General features: G+C 58.1%; 20 protein-coding genes. 14 read left to right on the top strand and 6 right to left on the bottom strand.

All coding sequences use genetic code 11. The annotated features are described in order from the left end of the window. Positions 1 to 109: 109 nt before the first annotated feature. Complete coding sequence (locus tag AC0IXS_RS07375) at positions 110 to 622, bottom strand: hypothetical protein (RefSeq protein ID WP_025994763.1); 513 nt, start codon at positions 620 to 622, stop codon at positions 110 to 112. Between the two features lie 168 nt (positions 623 to 790). Next, a complete protein-coding gene (locus AC0IXS_RS07370; RefSeq protein ID WP_025994762.1) occupies positions 791 to 979 on the bottom strand; it encodes a hypothetical protein in 189 nt (62 codons plus the stop codon). Between the two features lie 339 nt (positions 980 to 1,318). On the opposite strand from AC0IXS_RS07370, the gene AC0IXS_RS07365 reads away from it, so the two are divergent. Further along, a complete protein-coding gene (locus AC0IXS_RS07365; protein WP_004887568.1) occupies positions 1,319 to 2,155 on the top strand; it encodes a CvfB family protein in 837 nt (278 codons plus the stop codon). Between the two features lie 42 nt (positions 2,156 to 2,197). On the opposite strand, the gene AC0IXS_RS07360 is transcribed toward AC0IXS_RS07365, so the two are convergent. After that, positions 2,198 to 2,830, bottom strand: coding sequence for a DsbA family protein (locus AC0IXS_RS07360; protein ID WP_471824235.1), 633 nt, complete (start codon positions 2,828 to 2,830; stop codon positions 2,198 to 2,200). Between the two features lie 153 nt (positions 2,831 to 2,983). On the opposite strand from AC0IXS_RS07360, the gene AC0IXS_RS07355 reads away from it, so the two are divergent. Then, the gene (locus tag AC0IXS_RS07355; RefSeq protein ID WP_191954980.1) at positions 2,984 to 3,385 is read left to right on the top strand and encodes a DUF2177 family protein; all 402 of its coding nucleotides are present in this window, start codon (positions 2,984 to 2,986) and stop codon (positions 3,383 to 3,385) included. Positions 3,386 to 3,642: 257 nt separating this feature from the next. Here the strand turns inward: AC0IXS_RS07355 and AC0IXS_RS07350 are convergent, their stop codons facing one another. Next, positions 3,643 to 4,023, bottom strand: a complete 381-nt coding sequence (locus AC0IXS_RS07350; RefSeq protein ID WP_004888248.1) for a hypothetical protein — start codon at positions 4,021 to 4,023, stop codon at positions 3,643 to 3,645. 245 nt (positions 4,024 to 4,268) lie between these two features. Here AC0IXS_RS07350 and AC0IXS_RS07345 point away from each other — a divergent pair, with 245 nt between their 5' ends. From AC0IXS_RS07345 to def, 3 genes are all read left to right on the top strand, one after another. Further along, on the top strand, positions 4,269 to 4,460 hold the full coding sequence (locus tag AC0IXS_RS07345) for a CsbD family protein (protein ID WP_004888250.1): 192 nt from the start codon (positions 4,269 to 4,271) through the stop codon (positions 4,458 to 4,460). Positions 4,461 to 4,686: 226 nt separating this feature from the next. Continuing rightward, positions 4,687 to 5,676 (top strand): YihY/virulence factor BrkB family protein, encoded by a 990-nt coding sequence (locus AC0IXS_RS07340; protein ID WP_043306150.1) that lies wholly within the window; start codon positions 4,687 to 4,689, stop codon positions 5,674 to 5,676. A gap of 27 nt (positions 5,677 to 5,703) precedes the next feature. After that, the gene (gene def / locus AC0IXS_RS07335; protein WP_057408057.1) at positions 5,704 to 6,243 is read left to right on the top strand and encodes a peptide deformylase; all 540 of its coding nucleotides are present in this window, start codon (positions 5,704 to 5,706) and stop codon (positions 6,241 to 6,243) included. A 9-nt stretch (positions 6,244 to 6,252) separates the two neighbouring features. Here def and AC0IXS_RS07330 read toward each other — a convergent pair whose 3' ends face one another. After that, entirely contained in the window at positions 6,253 to 6,663 is a 411-nt protein-coding gene (locus AC0IXS_RS07330) for a GNAT family N-acetyltransferase (protein WP_137202945.1), read from the bottom strand. Positions 6,664 to 6,818: 155 nt separating this feature from the next. On the opposite strand from AC0IXS_RS07330, the gene AC0IXS_RS07325 reads away from it, so the two are divergent. The 9 genes from AC0IXS_RS07325 to AC0IXS_RS07285 all read left to right on the top strand — a co-directional run bounded on the left by AC0IXS_RS07325 (position 6,819) and on the right by AC0IXS_RS07285 (position 15,093). After that, positions 6,819 to 7,832, top strand: coding sequence for an ABC transporter substrate-binding protein (locus AC0IXS_RS07325; RefSeq protein WP_043306147.1), 1,014 nt, complete (start codon positions 6,819 to 6,821; stop codon positions 7,830 to 7,832). Between the two features lie 7 nt (positions 7,833 to 7,839). Further along, positions 7,840 to 8,367 (top strand): GNAT family N-acetyltransferase, encoded by a 528-nt coding sequence (locus tag AC0IXS_RS07320; protein WP_025994754.1) that lies wholly within the window; start codon positions 7,840 to 7,842, stop codon positions 8,365 to 8,367. 99 nt (positions 8,368 to 8,466) lie between these two features. After that, positions 8,467 to 8,967, top strand: coding sequence for a hypothetical protein (locus AC0IXS_RS07315; protein ID WP_025994753.1), 501 nt, complete (start codon positions 8,467 to 8,469; stop codon positions 8,965 to 8,967). A gap of 31 nt (positions 8,968 to 8,998) precedes the next feature. Beyond that, on the top strand, positions 8,999 to 9,436 hold the full coding sequence (locus tag AC0IXS_RS07310) for a nucleoside deaminase (RefSeq protein WP_025994752.1): 438 nt from the start codon (positions 8,999 to 9,001) through the stop codon (positions 9,434 to 9,436). Positions 9,437 to 9,949: 513 nt separating this feature from the next. Then, positions 9,950 to 10,771: an alpha/beta fold hydrolase gene (locus AC0IXS_RS07305; RefSeq protein WP_057408384.1), complete on the top strand. Its 822-nt coding sequence runs from the start codon at positions 9,950 to 9,952 to the stop codon at positions 10,769 to 10,771. After that, on the top strand, positions 10,761 to 11,936 hold the full coding sequence (locus tag AC0IXS_RS07300) for a PAS domain-containing sensor histidine kinase (protein ID WP_058432471.1): 1,176 nt from the start codon (positions 10,761 to 10,763) through the stop codon (positions 11,934 to 11,936). The genes AC0IXS_RS07305 and AC0IXS_RS07300 overlap by 11 nt, the downstream gene beginning before the upstream one ends. Positions 11,937 to 12,166: 230 nt before the next feature. Further along, positions 12,167 to 13,378 (top strand): GAF domain-containing sensor histidine kinase, encoded by a 1,212-nt coding sequence (locus AC0IXS_RS07295; protein WP_057408382.1) that lies wholly within the window; start codon positions 12,167 to 12,169, stop codon positions 13,376 to 13,378. A gap of 173 nt (positions 13,379 to 13,551) precedes the next feature. Continuing rightward, positions 13,552 to 13,872, top strand: coding sequence for a hypothetical protein (locus AC0IXS_RS07290; RefSeq protein ID WP_025994748.1), 321 nt, complete (start codon positions 13,552 to 13,554; stop codon positions 13,870 to 13,872). 54 nt (positions 13,873 to 13,926) lie between these two features. After that, a complete protein-coding gene (locus tag AC0IXS_RS07285) occupies positions 13,927 to 15,093 on the top strand; it encodes a PQQ-dependent sugar dehydrogenase (protein ID WP_191954968.1) in 1,167 nt (388 codons plus the stop codon). A 97-nt stretch (positions 15,094 to 15,190) separates the two neighbouring features. Here the strand turns inward: AC0IXS_RS07285 and AC0IXS_RS07280 are convergent, their stop codons facing one another. Further along, entirely contained in the window at positions 15,191 to 15,499 is a 309-nt protein-coding gene (locus AC0IXS_RS07280; protein WP_004888273.1) for a PepSY domain-containing protein, read from the bottom strand. Positions 15,500 to 15,574 lie beyond the last annotated feature (75 nt).

Genomic DNA, 15,574 nt, shown 5'->3' with positions numbered 1-15,574 from the left:
TGGCGTATCGAGAAATGGCCCGGAAGCCCGACACAAGCCGCGTGCTAGAGCCTCGCAAGGATACCGTCGAAATCGTGGCGCAGGGCGCCGTTCGTCGATTCGCCGTGTGTCAGTTGGACGCAGTCGCCTGTGCAGAGGGAATGACCAGTCCGCGAATCACCACAAGCGCCTGTTCGAAAGACGGGTAGCCGCTCTTGGCAACATCCAGTTCCGCGTACTCGTTGCGGTAGTGCTCGGAGCGTTTCGGATCGCTGATGCTCAGTTGCTGGGAGAGCAGGGCAATGGCCAGCGGGTGCTTGTGTGCGGCGGCAGTCTGCAGCAGATCGATGATCTGTTGGTGGTCGGCCTGCTGGCGTATCAGCAGAACGGCCTGATAGAACTCCGCTTCGCCCGACGCGTCATCCAAAGCGGCACGGCGCAGCATGGCTTCAGCCAACTCGTAGTTTTCGCGGTTGTCTTCGCTGATCAGCAGCTTGGCCTGCAGCATGTCGTTCTGATACAGCAGGTGACCGGCCCGGCAGGGGCTGTCGGTGAGCTGACTGTCATTGGGACCGTTCTCGCAGTGATGCGATGCGCAGCCACCCAGGTACAAAAGAGCGCCGAAAAGCATCCAGTTCTTCATTCGAGCATTCCGCAAATGAGACAACTACCCGAGCAGGATCCAGCTCGTGGTCATAGTGATATCAGACAAGAGAGTAGCAGCGTGACAGGAGGAATATCCAGCGAAGGATGGTCAATCTAGCGCCCTGAAGGTCAAGGCGCATAGAGATCGACGAGCAAGGCGGGGGTGTTACTTCTTGCCGAGGTTGATCTGCTTGGATGGTGTGAAAGTCTGGCCACTCACGCCTTTGGCGATTTGCTGGATTTCGCCGCCGGACTTCAGGAAAGCCGCAATCTGTGCGTTGATCGAGTCGCTCGTTTCAACGGCTGGTGCGGGCTTGGCTTTCGAGTGGGATGCTTTGATACGCATGGCTGCCATTTACCTTCATAAACGTAATACGGCCAGCCATCGTACAGGAAACCCTCGGTCATTGCTTGGCGAATCTGGCAGCCAAAAGAAGGGACGCCCGCGTCAAAACAGCTTTTTTCTGTTTATAGAACCGCCAAGCGATTGTTTTGCCTGATGAAGTTCATGACCTTGTTTGCTGGCTACCCGATATCATGTGCGCCAGATCGGTGCATCCAACTGACGAGTGGAGAGCCACGTTCCCGTCTGGAATTTCATTTGTCTGCCCGCAGTGTTGGCGTCCTGCCTTGCAGCGCGAACGTCGGCGTAAAGTCGGGTAGAATGCGCCCCACGTAATGAGGGTATCTGCACATGGCTTTAATCGGGCGCTACAACAGCTTGCAAGTGGTCAAGCACACTAACTTCGGTCTGTACCTGGACGGTGCGCAGGATGGCGAAATCCTTCTGCCCAATCGTTACATCCCCAAGGATGTGCCCAGCGAAGATGAAGACTGGCTCAACGTTTTCATCTATCTGGACAGCGAAGACAAGCTGATCGCCACCACCGAAAAACCCAAGGTTCAGGTGGGCGAGTTCGCCAGCCTCAAGGTAGTCGAAGTCAATAGCATCGGTGTATTCCTGGACTGGGGGCTGCCCAAGGACCTGCTGCTGCCCTATTCGGAAGAGAAGCGCACGCTGCAGGCCGGTGACTATTGCGTGGTGCACGTCTACCTCGACAAGCACACCCGCCGCATCACCGCCACGGCACGCCTGGATCGCTATCTGGACAAGACGCCTGCCAACTACAGCGTCGGTCAGGAAGTCGACCTGCTGGTGGCCGAAGCCACCGACATGGGCTTCAAGGCGATCATCAACAACAAGCACTGGGGCCTGATCCACAAAAACGAAGTGTTCAAGTTCATGCGCGCCGGCAAGCAGGAAAAGGGTTTCATCAAGGAAATCCGTGCAGACGGCAATATCAGCCTGAGTCTGCAACCGGTGGGTGCCGAAGCGGCGAGCAGTCTGAATTCGAAGATCCTGGCCAAGCTGCGTGACAACAACGGCACCTTGCCGGTCAGCGACAAGAGCGATCCGCAGGTCATCAGCGGTCTGTTCGGCGTCAGCAAAGGCAACTTCAAGAAAGCCATCGGTGCCTTGTACAAGCAGGGTCAGATCGTGATCCACGCCGATCGTATCGATCTGGTCTGACAGTGATCAGGGGCTGACCGCACTGCCCTGATGCAGCGCAGGTCAGGCCCGGTCTGACAGCCTGTCGATTTCCTGCTTCAAACGATTGAACGGCAGCGTGCCGTTGAACACCCTGGCCTGCTCAAGGGTTTCTTCATCGCGCCGCAGCAATACGACCGGAACCGCCCTCAACCCCAATTTCTGCGCCAGCGTCTGATCATCAAGCACGATTTTTTCGTATTCGCTGGCGACAAGCGCATCTTCCAGTGCCTGCCTGTCCAGACCGAGGGTATGGCCCAGCTCCAGCAGTGTCGGCGTCTCGCCGATGTCCAGCCCGTCCTCGAAAAACGCCTTGAACGCACCTTTGTGGAAATCGGCAAAACGTCCCGCCGTTCTGGCGAAAGCCGCTGCCTGAAGCACCTTGCGGCTACGGGGTTGAACCGTGGGCATCTTCATCACGACCTGACGTTTGTCGGCCATGGGCAGCACGGAGCGTGACCAGGTGGCACGCAAGTAATCGGCATCGGGGTCAAGCATGGCGATAGGGTCGGGGCGCAGTTCGAAGGCGTGCCAGTTGAATTCAAGCCGCTCGCCATAGCTTTGCTGAAGCTGTTCAAGTACCGACAGTTGCAGATAACAGAAGGGACAGACGTAGTCGCTCCACACATCGATTTTAAAAGGACCCGCAGTGTTCATTCGCCAAACTCCATAACGCTAATTAACACTGACTCCCGTAACCCCGTAAAAGTCCTGCCATTCGGAGGATCATTTTTCGACTTGCACAGGTCATACCCTCATACGAGGGCTTTCTGCCGTCGAAATCCTCAAGGACGCCCCATGAAAATACCTTTGAAAACGATCGTCACGGCTTACGTCGGCACGCTGTTGGCGTTTCTGGTGCTGGATGGAATCTGGCTGGGGGTGCTGATGGGCCCTACGTACCGCGAGTGGCTGGGACCCTTGATGCTGCAAACCCCGGTGATCGGGCCTGCGGTGGCGTTCTATCTGCTGTACGGCGCAGGTGTAGTGATATTCGGGGTGATGCCTGCGCTCAGGGAGCAACGCATGGGGCGGGCAACGCTGTACAGCGGTCTGTTGGGGCTGATTGCCTACGGCACCTACGACCTGACCAACTGGGCCACGCTGCAGGGCTGGCCTGCGCAATTGGCGCTGGTGGATCTGGCGTGGGGCACCGTGGTGTCGGCACTCGCGGGCACTGCGGGGTATCTGGCGGCGCGTCGGTTTGGCTGACAAGCCGCGCCGACTTGAATCGCCGGCAAGCCGCCTCTCATCAAACAACCTGTAACCCACTGAAGGAATGCGATTTTTTGTAGGAGCGCGCTTGCCCGCGATTGCGTCATGTCAGTCACTGATTTTCTGTGTGTAAGAACCTATCGTCGGATTGCCGCCCAGACCAAGCGCGCTCCTACGGTCCGTGTTTGCCGCGCGACAGCGTCTACGTCTAAGACGTGGTGAAGCCTCCCCACAGTCCAGCGTTCGCGGCGTGATCAGTCCTGCAAAAAGCCCGCAAAGCTCAGGTTACTGCCCTTGGGGCGCATGTCTTTGAGCCAGGAGTCCTTGTCGGCACTCAGCTCCAGGCTGACGGTGGGCTTGCGCTTGTCGGCGTTGCGCACTTCAAGGCCTTCGATGTGGTCACGCATGAACACGGTGGTGACTTTCAAGTGCAGAAGCTGATCCGTTTCAGGCGTGTACATCAGCAAGTGCAGCCACTCGTATTGGCCTACCTGCAGACGCGGGACGGGCAGGTCGAACCACCAGATATTGCGCTTGTGGTCGAGCACGGCGAAATGGGTGTTGTTGACGCCGAGCACAGCGCCGCCCAGATCCTGGTTCCTGCGTGCGATGGCCAGCTTTTTATCGAGTTTCATAACGTTCCTGTGAATCGGTTTGTTCAGCGCGCCGGACCGTGCCTGGCAACTGTGCGGCGCATTCTCGCACAAACTCTGCCTCTCGCTCGCGGCGAACAACAGAAATGCAGGTAAACGGGGCGGCAGACGAACGGCCGCCGGAGCACGAAAAATACTTGAAACTCTTGGCGAAAACCGCCGGTCAATCCTTATGTCGAGTACGACATCCGATTCCAATGCGGTCTTCAGACCCAGGAGATACACCCATGAGCAGCACTGGCGATAAAATCAAAGGCATGGCCAATGAAGCAGCTGGTAACGTCAAGCAGGCTGTTGGCAAGGCGACTGACAACACCAAGCTGAGGGCTGAAGGCAAGGCGCAGGAAATCAAGGGCGAAGGCCAGCAGGCCAAGGGCGAAGCCAAGGATGCCATAAAGAAGGGCGTCGACAAGGCGTAAGCCGATCTCTTCCGGCGAGCAGTCCGGGAGGAATACGATGCAGATAACGGTCATCCCAGGATGACCGTTATGCATTCTGCTCTGCGCAACTGAAACCTTTTACGGCCCGTCAAGTCAATGTGACATCGGTCGCTGCGCATGCTTGTCATTGAATTGGCAGATAATTGCAGCGATGTCCGGTCTTGACGATGTAAGGTGTTCCAGTAAGGGAGCGAGAGGAAACGCCATGATTTTCCCCCATTTGCGTAAACTGTCGGTTGGCAAAGTGCTGGTACGCACCGTCAACGAGTTTCTCGACGACGAGATGTCCACCTACGCGTCGGCACTGGCCTACCAGATGCTGTTTTCTCTGTTCCCGTTTCTGCTTTTTCTGATCGCGCTGATCGGTTTCCTGCACTTGCCTGACTTCTTTTCCTGGCTGCGCCTGCAGTCGGAACTGGTCTTGCCACCGCAGGCACTGGAGCAGGTCAACCCGGTGATCGACCAATTGCAGCAGTCCAAGGGCGGTCTGCTGTCCATTGGTATCTTCATCGCGCTCTGGACCGCTTCGGCGGGTGTGCGCCTGATGATGAGTGCGATGAACGCTGCCTACGATGTGGTGGAGGGCCGCCCGATCTGGAAGCGCTTTCCGCTGTCGATCTTCTACACCGTCGGCATCGCCGGGATGCTGCTCGCCGCAGCTGCGTTCATGGTGCTGGGTCCGCAGGTGATGAACTGGATTGCAGCGCAGATCGGCATGGAAGAGTTCATCGTGACGCTGTGGACCATCCTGCGCTGGCCGGCCATCATCCTGCTGCTGATGGTCGCCGTGGCGCTGATTTATTACGTCATGCCTGACGTCAAACAGGAATTCCGCTTCATTACCCCAGGCTCGGTGCTGGCGGTGGTTGTATGGATCGTCGCGTCGCTGGCGTTCGGTTTCTACGTCAAGACCTTCGCTGACTACAACGCCATGTACGGCAGCATTGGTGCGATCATCGTGCTGTTGCTGTATTTCTACATCTCCGCTGCGGTGCTGCTGCTGGGTGCGGAAATGAATGCGGTCATCGAGCACATGTCTGCCGAAGGCAAGGAAGAGGGCGAGAAGGAAGCGGGCGACGGTGGTGGCGAGGGTGTTGGCAAACAGCACGTTTCCGGCCTGGGTCGCGATCATTCCGTGCCGCTGCCCAAGGCTGATGAACCTGATTCGGACAATCGCATGTCCACACAGCGATAGCGCTGAATCCTTGAAAGGACTGACTTCGTGATTCACAAGATACTGAAAATGGGCGATGAGCGCCTGCTTCGCATCGCTCCACCCGTGCCGCAGACAATGTTCGGCAGTGAGGAACTCAAGACCCTCATCGCTGACATGTTCGAAACCATGGAGAGCGTTGGCGGTGTGGGTCTTGCCGCCCCGCAGATCGGCGTCGACTTGCAGCTGGTGATCTTCGGCTTCGAGCGCAGCGAGCGCTACCCGCAGGCTGAAGCCGTGCCGCAGACGATCCTGATCAATCCGGTCATCACGCCGCTGTACCCGGCCGTGGAAGAAGGCTGGGAAGGCTGCCTGTCGGTGCCGGGCCTGCGTGGCATGGTCAATCGCTTTCAGAGTATCCGCTACGAAGGCTTCGATCCGGACGGACAACCGATCCAGCGCGACGCCTTCGGTTTTCACGCCCGCGTCGTGCAGCATGAATGCGACCACCTGATCGGCCGTCTTTACCCTTCACGCATCACCGACTTCAGCAAGTTCGGCTTCATGGATGTGATGTTCCCCGACATGGACCCCAACGCCGACGAGTGACCTTGGCTTTCATGCGTTGCGGCACAGGGCGACCAGCGCCTTGCTGCGGCTGTAACGCATGAAACGCTCGCCCAGCGACTGCGGCAAGCGCTGCGCCTCCTCGAATCCCAGAGGCTGATAGAAGCCCGTCAAATCCGGATGACAGAACAGCCAGACCGGTCCGGTCAGCGGTTGTACTGCGGCCTCGATCAAACGCTTCGCCACGCTTTGTCCACGTTCTTCCGGTGCCACGAATAGGCTTGTCAGCCAATGTCCGTTCTCGACCGGCGTGAGGCACAGTGCGCCGATGATTTCCTGCCGTTTCGCCACCCAGGCCTGACCCTTGCTGGCGGCGCGCATCGAGGACTGATGCTGGCGATAGAACTTGCCCAGCAAAGGCCGACACGCATCGGGCAAGGGCATGAAATGTGTATCAGGCATGAGTAACGGCTCACAGGTGCACAACAGAGGGGCCGCATCATACAGCTCGGCGGCTAACCTTCCCGCATGCTTGCGCAGACGGCTACAACTAATCGTACCCGGCCGGTGTCGATAGCTTTCAGACATCCAGTTCACACCCGCACCTTGAGGTGATCATGAAATCCATAACAAAACTTCTGGGCGGCTCGCTGCTGGCATTCGGGCTGCTCGGACAGCCTGTGCTGGCGGCCGACAAGGCAGAGCCGATCAAATTCGGCGCGCTGACCTGGGAAAGTGGCAGCCTGATTACCGAGGTGCTGCGCACAGTGGTCGAGAAAGGTTACGGCTACTCGACCGACACGCTGCCCGGCAGTACCGTCAGCCTGGAAACCGCGCTGGCCAAAAACGACATTCAGGTCATCGCCGAAGAGTGGACCGGCCGCAGCCCGGTGTGGGTCAAGGCTGAAGCCGACGGCAAGGTGTTCGGGCTGGGCGACATCGTCAAAGGCGCGACCGAAGGCTGGTGGGTGCCTGAATACGTCATCAAGGGCGATCCGGCCAAGGGCATCAAACCGCTGGCTCCCGAGCTGAAAACCGTTCAGGACCTGGCCCGCTACAAGGATGTGTTCAAAGACCCTGAGTCGCCGGACAAGGGACGCTTCCTCAACAGCCCAAGCGGCTGGACCTCGGAAATCGTCAACACTCAGAAGCTCAAGGCATACAAGCTGGATGACAGCTTCGTCAACTTCCGTACCGGCTCCGGGGCCGCACTGGACGCCGAGATCGGTTCGTCCATTCGCCGTGGCAAACCGGTGCTGTTCTACTACTGGTCGCCCACGCCATTGCTGGGCAAGTACAAGCTGATCAAGCTGGAGGAGCCGCCTTTCAACGCCGACGCCTGGAAAACCCTGACCGATGCCAGTAACGCCAATCCCCAGGGCTCCGCATCGCTGGCGGCCAAGCTGTCCATCGGCGTGTCAGCACCATTCAACGAGAAACACCCGGAGCTGGTGACGTTCTTCAAGAAGGTGGATCTGCCCATTGATCTGCTCAACAAGACCTTGGCAGACATGAGCGAAAAACGCACCGATCCGAAGGTCGCCGCTCAGGCATTTCTCAAGCAGCACCCTGAAGTCTGGAAGGCGTGGCTGCCCGATGATGTGGCTGCCAAGGTCAGCAGTGCGCTGTAACTGAGCGATGAACACGACGCAGACCGACCGACTGGTGTTGCGCGACTTCGAGGTCGCCGACGTGCCTGCGCTGGCAGGGATACTCGGCGACCCGCAGGTCATGCGCTATTCCGTACGCGGTGTGCTCAGTGAGCGGGCCACGGGCGAATTCGTGCGTAACTGTATGCACGCTTACAGTGCCGACGGTTTTGCTCCGCAGGCTGTCATCGAGGTCGAGACGAACCGGTTGATCGGGTTCTGCGGCCTGAACGCCGAGCAGGTCGATAATGTGATGGAAGTAGAGATCGGCTATCGACTCGCGCCGTCACATTGGGGCCGAGGACTGGCCAGCGAGGCAGCGCTTGCGACCTTGCGACATGGATTTGAAACCCTGCAGCTTGCCTCGGTCATTGCCATCGTTCAGCCGCAGAACACTGCGTCGGTCAGGGTTTTGCAGAAAACCGGTTTCAGCGACTACATCCACAGCCAGTACCACCGACTGGGCGTGCGCGTTTACCGCCTCACACTGGAGCAGTGGCGGGCGAGACATTGCTGAGAGCGCCACAGGTGTGCGGTATGCGACGTCGGTTGTGGCAAGGGCGATATGAGCTGTTAACGTCCCACACTGCACTGATTCACGCGTGGGGAGGGACGAATGACTGAGAGCCGGCAGGGATTGCAGGTTGCGCTCAGGACCGGTCTGGCATTACTGGCCTGTCTGTTGCTTGACGTTTCAAGGCAGGTGGCTGCCGATGAGGTTGACGATACCGCTCTGACCTTCGTGCAGGAGCGAAAGCTGGGGGACGGTCTGGCGTGGCTGGGTTATCAGGTCGCATCGCGGACGACGACCTTTGCCAGCATCGTTGAAACGGTCGGCAAGACGGAGGCGCAGGAACTGGTGCAGCGCGAGCTGCAACGTCTGCAACCGGACTATCAGGCTGAATGGGACCGCCATCTGGCGACGGCGTATGCGCATTCTTTTTCGGCCGAAGAATTGCGTTCGCTCAGTCAGGGCGACGGCTCGTCTTCGGTGGTGAACAAATTCAGGGCCAGAAACACGCAGGTCAGCGCCGAAATGAAAGCCAGCTCATCGGCATTGTTGGAGCGTTACGTCAGCAGGGCACTGGGCAATGCCCAGAATATTTTGAAACAGTGACACTCAACGAAAGCGAGGCAACATCATGGATATGGATCCGTTCATGCAGGCTGCAATAGACGAGGCCATGCAAAGTCTCGAAGAGGGCGGTATTCCTATCGGCTCGGTGATTGTCCACGACGGCAAGATCATTGGTCGCGGCCATAATCGCAGGGTGCAGGAAAGCAGCGCAATCAAGCATGGCGAAATGGACGCTCTGGAAAATGCCGGACGCCAGCCCGCCAGCGTCTACCGCGAGGCTGTGCTGTACACCACACTTTCACCCTGCGCCATGTGCAGCGGCGCGATTCTGCTGTACGGCATTCGCAAGGTGATCGTCGGCGAAAACCGCACGTTCATGGGCGAAGAAGAACTGCTGCGCTCGCGCGGCGTGGAAATCGAAGTGCTCAACGACGAGACCTGCGAACACATGATGCACCGCTTCATCGGCCACAGACCTGAACTGTGGAACGAGGATATCGGCGAGTAAGAAGCTGATGCCCGCGTAATCCAAACCTGGAAGTCCCTGCAGAGCTTGGCGTCAGATTCGAGAGCGGACGCGGAGCGTCCTGGGAGGCATTCCCACGCAGAGCGTAGGAACGATCATTGGTTTCAAGCACACCGATCGTGCCCATGCTCCGCGCTCATCGTTATACACAAATCGACCTGAATGAACGCGGTATCCGAAAGTGGGAGCGGACTTGTCCGCGAATACCATGTTTCAGACGCTGCATCTTCGTCGGCGTCACCTGCTTTCGCGGACAAACGGAACGCCGCCCGGTCCGCTCCCACGACCGTTTTCGCCCCTCGACGAATCATGCAGATGAAGCAAAGTGAGGAAACTGCTCCGCTCTGGCCCAGACTTTCTCAGCGCTGTCTTTCCCATCGTTCATCATAAATTCGGTTTGTGCCACTAGATTGCCTGTAACGATGATAATCTCGCCATATCGTATTGGCTGTACGCGCGCCGTGAAGGATGCGCGCCCGTTTTCTGGAGCCCGTTATGTCGGTCCAACAGCGTAACAATGTCAAAGTCATGGGCGAAGGACCGACCACGCTGATTTTTGCCCACGGTTTTGGTTGCGATCAGAACATGTGGCGCTTCATGTCGCCTCATTTTGCAGAGCATTACAGAGTTGTGCTCTTCGATCTGGTCGGCAGCGGGCAGTCGGACACCTCCGCCTACTACCCGCACAAGTACGCAACGCTCAAGGGTTACGCCACGGACCTGCTGGAACTGGTCGATGAATTCGGCGGTTCCGGGCCGATCATTCACGTCGGCCATTCGGTCAGTTGCATGGTCGCCGTGCTTGCCGAGCTCCAGTCGCCTGGCCGTTTTGCGGGCCACGTGATGGTCGGCCCGTCTCCGCATTATCTGAACGACGGGGATTATGTGGGCGGCTTCACGCGCACTGATGTGGATTCGTTGCTGGAAACCCTGGAAAGCAATTACCTGGGCTGGTCCAGCACCATGGCGCCCACGCTGATGGGCGCGTCCGACCGACCGGAGCTGGGTGTGGAGCTGGTTGATAGTTTCTGCCGCACCAATGCCGACATCGCCAAGCAGTTTGCCCGTGTGACATTTCTTTCCGACCATCGCGCCGATGTCGCTCTGTTCAATGCCAAAACACTCATTCTGCAAAGCAGTGACGATCTGGTCGTGCCGGTTCAGGTCGGCGAATACCTGCATCGCGTGATCGCGGACAGCACCCTGCACATGATCCACAACGTGGGGCATTACCCGCACATGAGCGCGCCGCAGGCGTGTATCGATGCCATGAACCTGTTCCTCGATTCCTTTGGAAGCGCCCCGCATGGTCATTGAAGAAACAGGCCTGCCTGCAACCGAAGCACTTTACGAACACGCGCCTTGCGGACTTTTGATCACGCAACCCGACGGCACGATCGAGCGGGTCAACCAGACGTTCTGTCTGTGGCTGGGCCTTGAGCGCGAGGCAGTGCTGGGGCGTCGTTTTCAGGATCTGCTGAACATGGCCGGCAGGGTCTTTCTGCAGACTCACTGGGCGCCTCTGCTGCAGACGCAGGGCTCGATTGCCGAAGTCAAAGTCGAGATCACTCACGCCGACGGTCGTTCCATTCCCATGATGCTCAACGCGGTACGCCGCGAGTATCCGGCGGGTGTGTTGCATGAACTGGCGGTGTTTCTCGCTGAGGAACGTAACAAGTACGAACGCGAACTGCTGGCGGCGCGCAAGATGGCTGAGGAGCTGTTGCAGCATCAGATGTCAGTTCAGAGTGAGTTGACCTCGGCCCGTAACCGCCTGCGCCTGGCACATGCCGAGGCGGAAATCCGCGCGATTTTTGCCGAACAGATGGTGGGCATCGTCAGCCATGACCTGCGCAACCCATTGGCCGCGATCAAGATGGCGGCCGGCTTGCTGGAGCGCAGTCTGCTGGAGCCTCGCCAGCAGCGTTTCCTCGGCCAGATCCATCATTCCACCGACCGCGCCGAGCGCATGATTGTCGATCTGCTGGACTTCACGCAGGCCCGCGTAGGCCAGGGCATCAATCTCTCGATGCAGCCGATCGATCTGCACGCCACGGTGGCCAGGGGCGTCGAGGAATTGCGACTCACCTTCACCGCAAATACGCTGATTCATCGCATGGAAGGAGAGGGCGCTTGCATCGCTGACCCGGACCGCCTCCTGCAACTGGTCGGTAACCTGGTCAGCAACGCGGTCACCTATGGCACACCGGACAGCGAGATCGTCATCACTTCGGCATTCGAGGCGAACGTGATCAAGGTATCGGTGCACAACCGTGGCGAGCCGATTCCAATGGAGAAGGTCGATAGCCTGTATGAACCGGCCGTGCGTTTGGTCAGCGACAGTGATGAAACCCGAACCGTCGGACTGGGTCTGTTCATCGTCCGTGAGATTGTGCGGGCGCATCTGGGTGATATCAGTGTTCGGTCATCGGTTGAAGAGGGCACCACCTTCACGGCGACACTTCCACGTCCCGCAGCTTGAATTTTTGTTGTGTGGAGAATATTGCCTACCTCGCCAAAATCAATTCAAATGGATAGATAGCAATATTCATATGAGTTGAATATTTTCATGTGCAGCGCGTCCCGTCTGGAAGAACGGTACAGGCGCGGAACTAAACGTTAAGGTTGCGCAGACATTGATATACAAAACGGTCTGCGCGTCTAAAATGTTTCGTCATGCACAGCACATCAAAGCTTCGTTACAGGTCTGACATGCGGCAATCCATTGCAAATGATGTAGCCACAATCGGTCGGATCAGCGCTGTTCCCGCCATTCTGCAAGTCGTGACCGAATCGACCGGTCTCGGGTTTGCAGCCGTTGCGCGCGTCACACAAACGTCCTGGACCGCCTGCGCCGTTCTGGACAACCTTGACTTCGGTCTGGAGGCGGGCGGCGAGCTTGAATTGACGAGCACCATCTGCCATGAAATCAGTTCTTCACACCAGCCTGTAGTGATTGATCACGTGGCAGAAGACGCGAAGTTCTGCGCCCACCACACACCGCGCCTGTACAACTTCGAAAGCTACATCTCTGTCCCGATCTTTCTTGCCGACGGCTCGTTCTTCGGCACCATCTGCGCGCTGGACCCCAAGCCCGCCACTCTGACCGGCACACCAATACTGGCCATGATGGAGTCATTCGCCCGGCTGCTGGCGTTGCAGATTGAAGCCGAGGACAACATGCAGCAGGTGCAGGCCGATCTGCTGGCCGAGCGTGAAGTCTCGGAGTTGCGCGAACAGTTCATCGCCGTGCTCGGGCATGACCTGCGCAATCCGCTGTTCGCCATCAACGCCAGTGCCGAATTGCTGTTGCGCCGTCCGCTGGACGACAAGGCGCAGCAGATCGTTCATCACATCCTGACCTCCGGCAAGCGTGCCTCGCAGCTGGTGGACGATGTACTCGACTTCGCCCGGGGTCGCCTGGGGCATGGCATTCCGCTGAGCATTCATGATGCGCAGGGCCTGGATGCCACCCTTGAGCACGTGGTTTCCGAGATTCAGCGTGTGCATCCCACAAGGCTGATTCGTTCCCGGATCGGTCTGCTGAAACACATCCGCTGCGACCACGAGCGGATTGCGCAGCTGTTGTCCAATCTGGTGTCCAACGCGATCAGCCACGGCGATGCGCAAAGCCCGGTCGATGTCTTGGCGCTGGTCGAGGGTGGCTCGTTCCTGCTCAGCGTGACCAACCAGGGCGCGCCCATCCCCGAGCCGGTTCTGAATCAGCTGTTCCAGCCTTACTCACGGCCCGTGACGGACGAACCTCAGGCCGGCCTCGGTCTGGGGCTTTACATCGCCAGCCAGATTGCTCTCGCGCATGGCGGCACGCTCCAAGTGTGTTCGACACGCGAGCGCGGTACGACATTCACGTTCAGCATGCCGCTGGTCTCGGCTTCATCGTCGTCCATCGTGAGCGCCCGATAAGCGCCGCCAGGTCATGTGCGGATACGTTTTCGTGCCGCACTGACCATCCTTGTTACAAACTCCTCCGCCGCTTTACTTGCTCATCGCCACTGCCGGGCCGAACCTGAAGCCTTGATTGCCATCAAAGGCCTGAGTCTTCACCGTTCTCGACGCAAACCCATAAGAGGTAAGTGATGAACAGTTTCGTGCGCAAACTGATGTGGGGTGCGCTATGCGTGTTATCCACAGTAAGCGCTGTACAGGCACAGAACCTGCCAAACAGCACGCTGAATAACGGCGCCAGCAGCAACCCTTACAACAGCCCGATCCACCGCGCCAATCCCAATAGCCGCCAGGGCACCGAATCGAGTGTCCCACCTTCACGTGCGCCCAACATCGCGCCGCCGGTGCGCAAGCCCACGCTGGAAAACGGCGGCATCGGCAATGGCTATCCAAACCGTCAGACACCCCAGCGGCCCTCCACGCAGAATCGTGATTCACAGCGTAATCAGTGACGTCATGTTCGGGCCGTGAGGCAGGACATCCAATCAATGCATAAGGAATCGCTCATGTTCAGAAAAACCCTGTTTGCGACACTGTGTGCCACTGCCGTGTTGAGCCTGCCGCTGTCTGCGGGTGCTGCTCCCACCGAGAATTACAAAAGTGACCTCGGCACCGTGACCGTAACGCCACTCGCCGAGGGCTTGAACTACCCATGGGCACTGGCGTTTCTGCCGGACAGGAAAGGCATTCTGGTGACCGAGCGCTCGGGCAATCTGCGCCTGGTGTCTGCGGACGGTAAGCTATCCGCGCCGATTTCCGGCGTGCCGCAAGTCTGGGCCAGAAAGCAGGGCGGTCTGCTGGACGTGGTGCTTTCGCCTGACTTCGCCAAGGACCGCATGGTCTACCTGACGTACTCCGAAGGCAGTGGCAAGACTGCCGCCGAAGGCGACACCGCAGGCACTGCCGCAGGGCGCGGGCGGTTGTCGGCGGACATGACCAGACTGGAAGATTTTGAAGTGATTTTCCGTCAGGAGCCCAAGCTGTCGGTCGGCAATCACTTTGGTTCGCGCATGGTGTTTGACCGCGACGGTTACCTGTTCATCGCGCTGGGCGAGAACAACGAACGCGCAACGGCGCAGGACCTGGACAAGTTGCAGGGCAAGATCGTGCGTATCTTCCCTGACGGCAACGTGCCCAAGGACAACCCGTTTGTTGGCCAGAAAAACGTGCGTCCGGAAATCTGGTCCTACGGCCATCGCAATCAGCAGGGTGCTGCGCTGAACCCATGGTCTGGCACCTTGTGGACCAACGAGCACGGTCCCAAGGGGGGCGACGAAGTAAACATCATCGAGCGTGGTCAGAACTATGGCTGGCCGATCGCGACGCATGGCATCAACTATTCGGGTGAGCCGATTCCGGAAGCCCAGGGCAAGTTTGTCGAAGGCACGAAAGTGCCGTTTCAGGTCTGGGAAGTTTCACCGGGCGTCAGCGGCATGGCTTTTTACGACGATGGTCGCTTCAAGAAGTGGGACCACAACCTGTTCATCGGCGCGCTGGCCACTGAAGAGCTGATTCGCTTGAAGTTTGAAGGCGACAAGATCGTTCAGGAAGAACGTCTGTTGAAAGACATGAAGCAACGTATTCGCGATGTGCGTCAGGGACCGGATGGTTACTTGTATCTGCTGACGGATGACAGCAAGGGGCAGTTATTGAAAGTCGGCCTGGCCGAATAAGCTACCCCCTTATACAACGCACAAAAAATTCCCACGCAAAGTGGGAATTTTTTAATCGGTAATCAAGCGCTGAACGGCTCAGCGCCCGACAGCAGGATTAACGATCCTGTTCGTCACGTACAACGGCGCCGGTCTTGGCGTTCACGTCGTAGTTCCACTCAACGCCCTTGGCGTCCTTGAGTTCGATCTGGTAGATGTAGTTGCCGCCAACATCCTTATCGAGTTCAGTGTCGTGAATCTCAAAGCCTGGGTGCTTGGCTTGCGCTTGCTTGTTGAACTGTTCCAGATCACCGATCGCACCGGATTTCTGCAGGCCGGCAATTTGATCAGGACGAACATCAGCGTGGGCGGCACCGGCAGCAACAGTCAGGGCAGCAGCAGCGAAGAGGGCAGAGATAAGTTTCATAAGAGTATTCCTTCTGATTGATCTGTTGTAATGGATTACTGGCTCGCTGAATCGTTCAGCGGCTTTGTTGAATTC

This window comes from Pseudomonas sp. AC016, assembly GCF_979253365.1.
Note: the sequence above shows the minus strand (reverse complement) of the source record. Positions and strands in the feature narration are given on the sequence as shown.

Bases quoted from the DNA above. Each gene is read 5' to 3' on its own strand.
- AC0IXS_RS07375 (WP_025994763.1), bottom strand. From the start codon at position 622: ATGAAGAACTGGATGCTTTTCGGCGCTCTTTTGTACCTGGGTGGCTGC.
- AC0IXS_RS07370 (WP_025994762.1), bottom strand. From the start codon at position 979: ATGGCAGCCATGCGTATCAAAGCATCCCACTCGAAAGCCAAGCCCGCA.
- AC0IXS_RS07365 (WP_004887568.1), top strand. From the start codon at position 1,319: ATGGCTTTAATCGGGCGCTACAACAGCTTGCAAGTGGTCAAGCACACT.
- AC0IXS_RS07360 (WP_471824235.1), bottom strand. From the start codon at position 2,830: ATGAACACTGCGGGTCCTTTTAAAATCGATGTGTGGAGCGACTACGTC.
- AC0IXS_RS07350 (WP_004888248.1), bottom strand. From the start codon at position 4,023: ATGAAACTCGATAAAAAGCTGGCCATCGCACGCAGGAACCAGGATCTG.
- AC0IXS_RS07345 (WP_004888250.1), top strand. From the start codon at position 4,269: ATGAGCAGCACTGGCGATAAAATCAAAGGCATGGCCAATGAAGCAGCT.
- AC0IXS_RS07340 (WP_043306150.1), top strand. From the start codon at position 4,687: ATGATTTTCCCCCATTTGCGTAAACTGTCGGTTGGCAAAGTGCTGGTA.
- AC0IXS_RS07330 (WP_137202945.1), bottom strand. From the start codon at position 6,663: ATGCCTGATACACATTTCATGCCCTTGCCCGATGCGTGTCGGCCTTTG.
- AC0IXS_RS07325 (WP_043306147.1), top strand. From the start codon at position 6,819: ATGAAATCCATAACAAAACTTCTGGGCGGCTCGCTGCTGGCATTCGGG.
- AC0IXS_RS07320 (WP_025994754.1), top strand. From the start codon at position 7,840: ATGAACACGACGCAGACCGACCGACTGGTGTTGCGCGACTTCGAGGTC.
- AC0IXS_RS07315 (WP_025994753.1), top strand. From the start codon at position 8,467: ATGACTGAGAGCCGGCAGGGATTGCAGGTTGCGCTCAGGACCGGTCTG.
- AC0IXS_RS07310 (WP_025994752.1), top strand. From the start codon at position 8,999: ATGGATCCGTTCATGCAGGCTGCAATAGACGAGGCCATGCAAAGTCTC.
- AC0IXS_RS07305 (WP_057408384.1), top strand. From the start codon at position 9,950: ATGTCGGTCCAACAGCGTAACAATGTCAAAGTCATGGGCGAAGGACCG.
- AC0IXS_RS07300 (WP_058432471.1), top strand. From the start codon at position 10,761: ATGGTCATTGAAGAAACAGGCCTGCCTGCAACCGAAGCACTTTACGAA.
- AC0IXS_RS07295 (WP_057408382.1), top strand. From the start codon at position 12,167: ATGCGGCAATCCATTGCAAATGATGTAGCCACAATCGGTCGGATCAGC.
- AC0IXS_RS07290 (WP_025994748.1), top strand. From the start codon at position 13,552: ATGAACAGTTTCGTGCGCAAACTGATGTGGGGTGCGCTATGCGTGTTA.
- AC0IXS_RS07285 (WP_191954968.1), top strand. From the start codon at position 13,927: ATGTTCAGAAAAACCCTGTTTGCGACACTGTGTGCCACTGCCGTGTTG.
- AC0IXS_RS07280 (WP_004888273.1), bottom strand. From the start codon at position 15,499: ATGAAACTTATCTCTGCCCTCTTCGCTGCTGCTGCCCTGACTGTTGCT.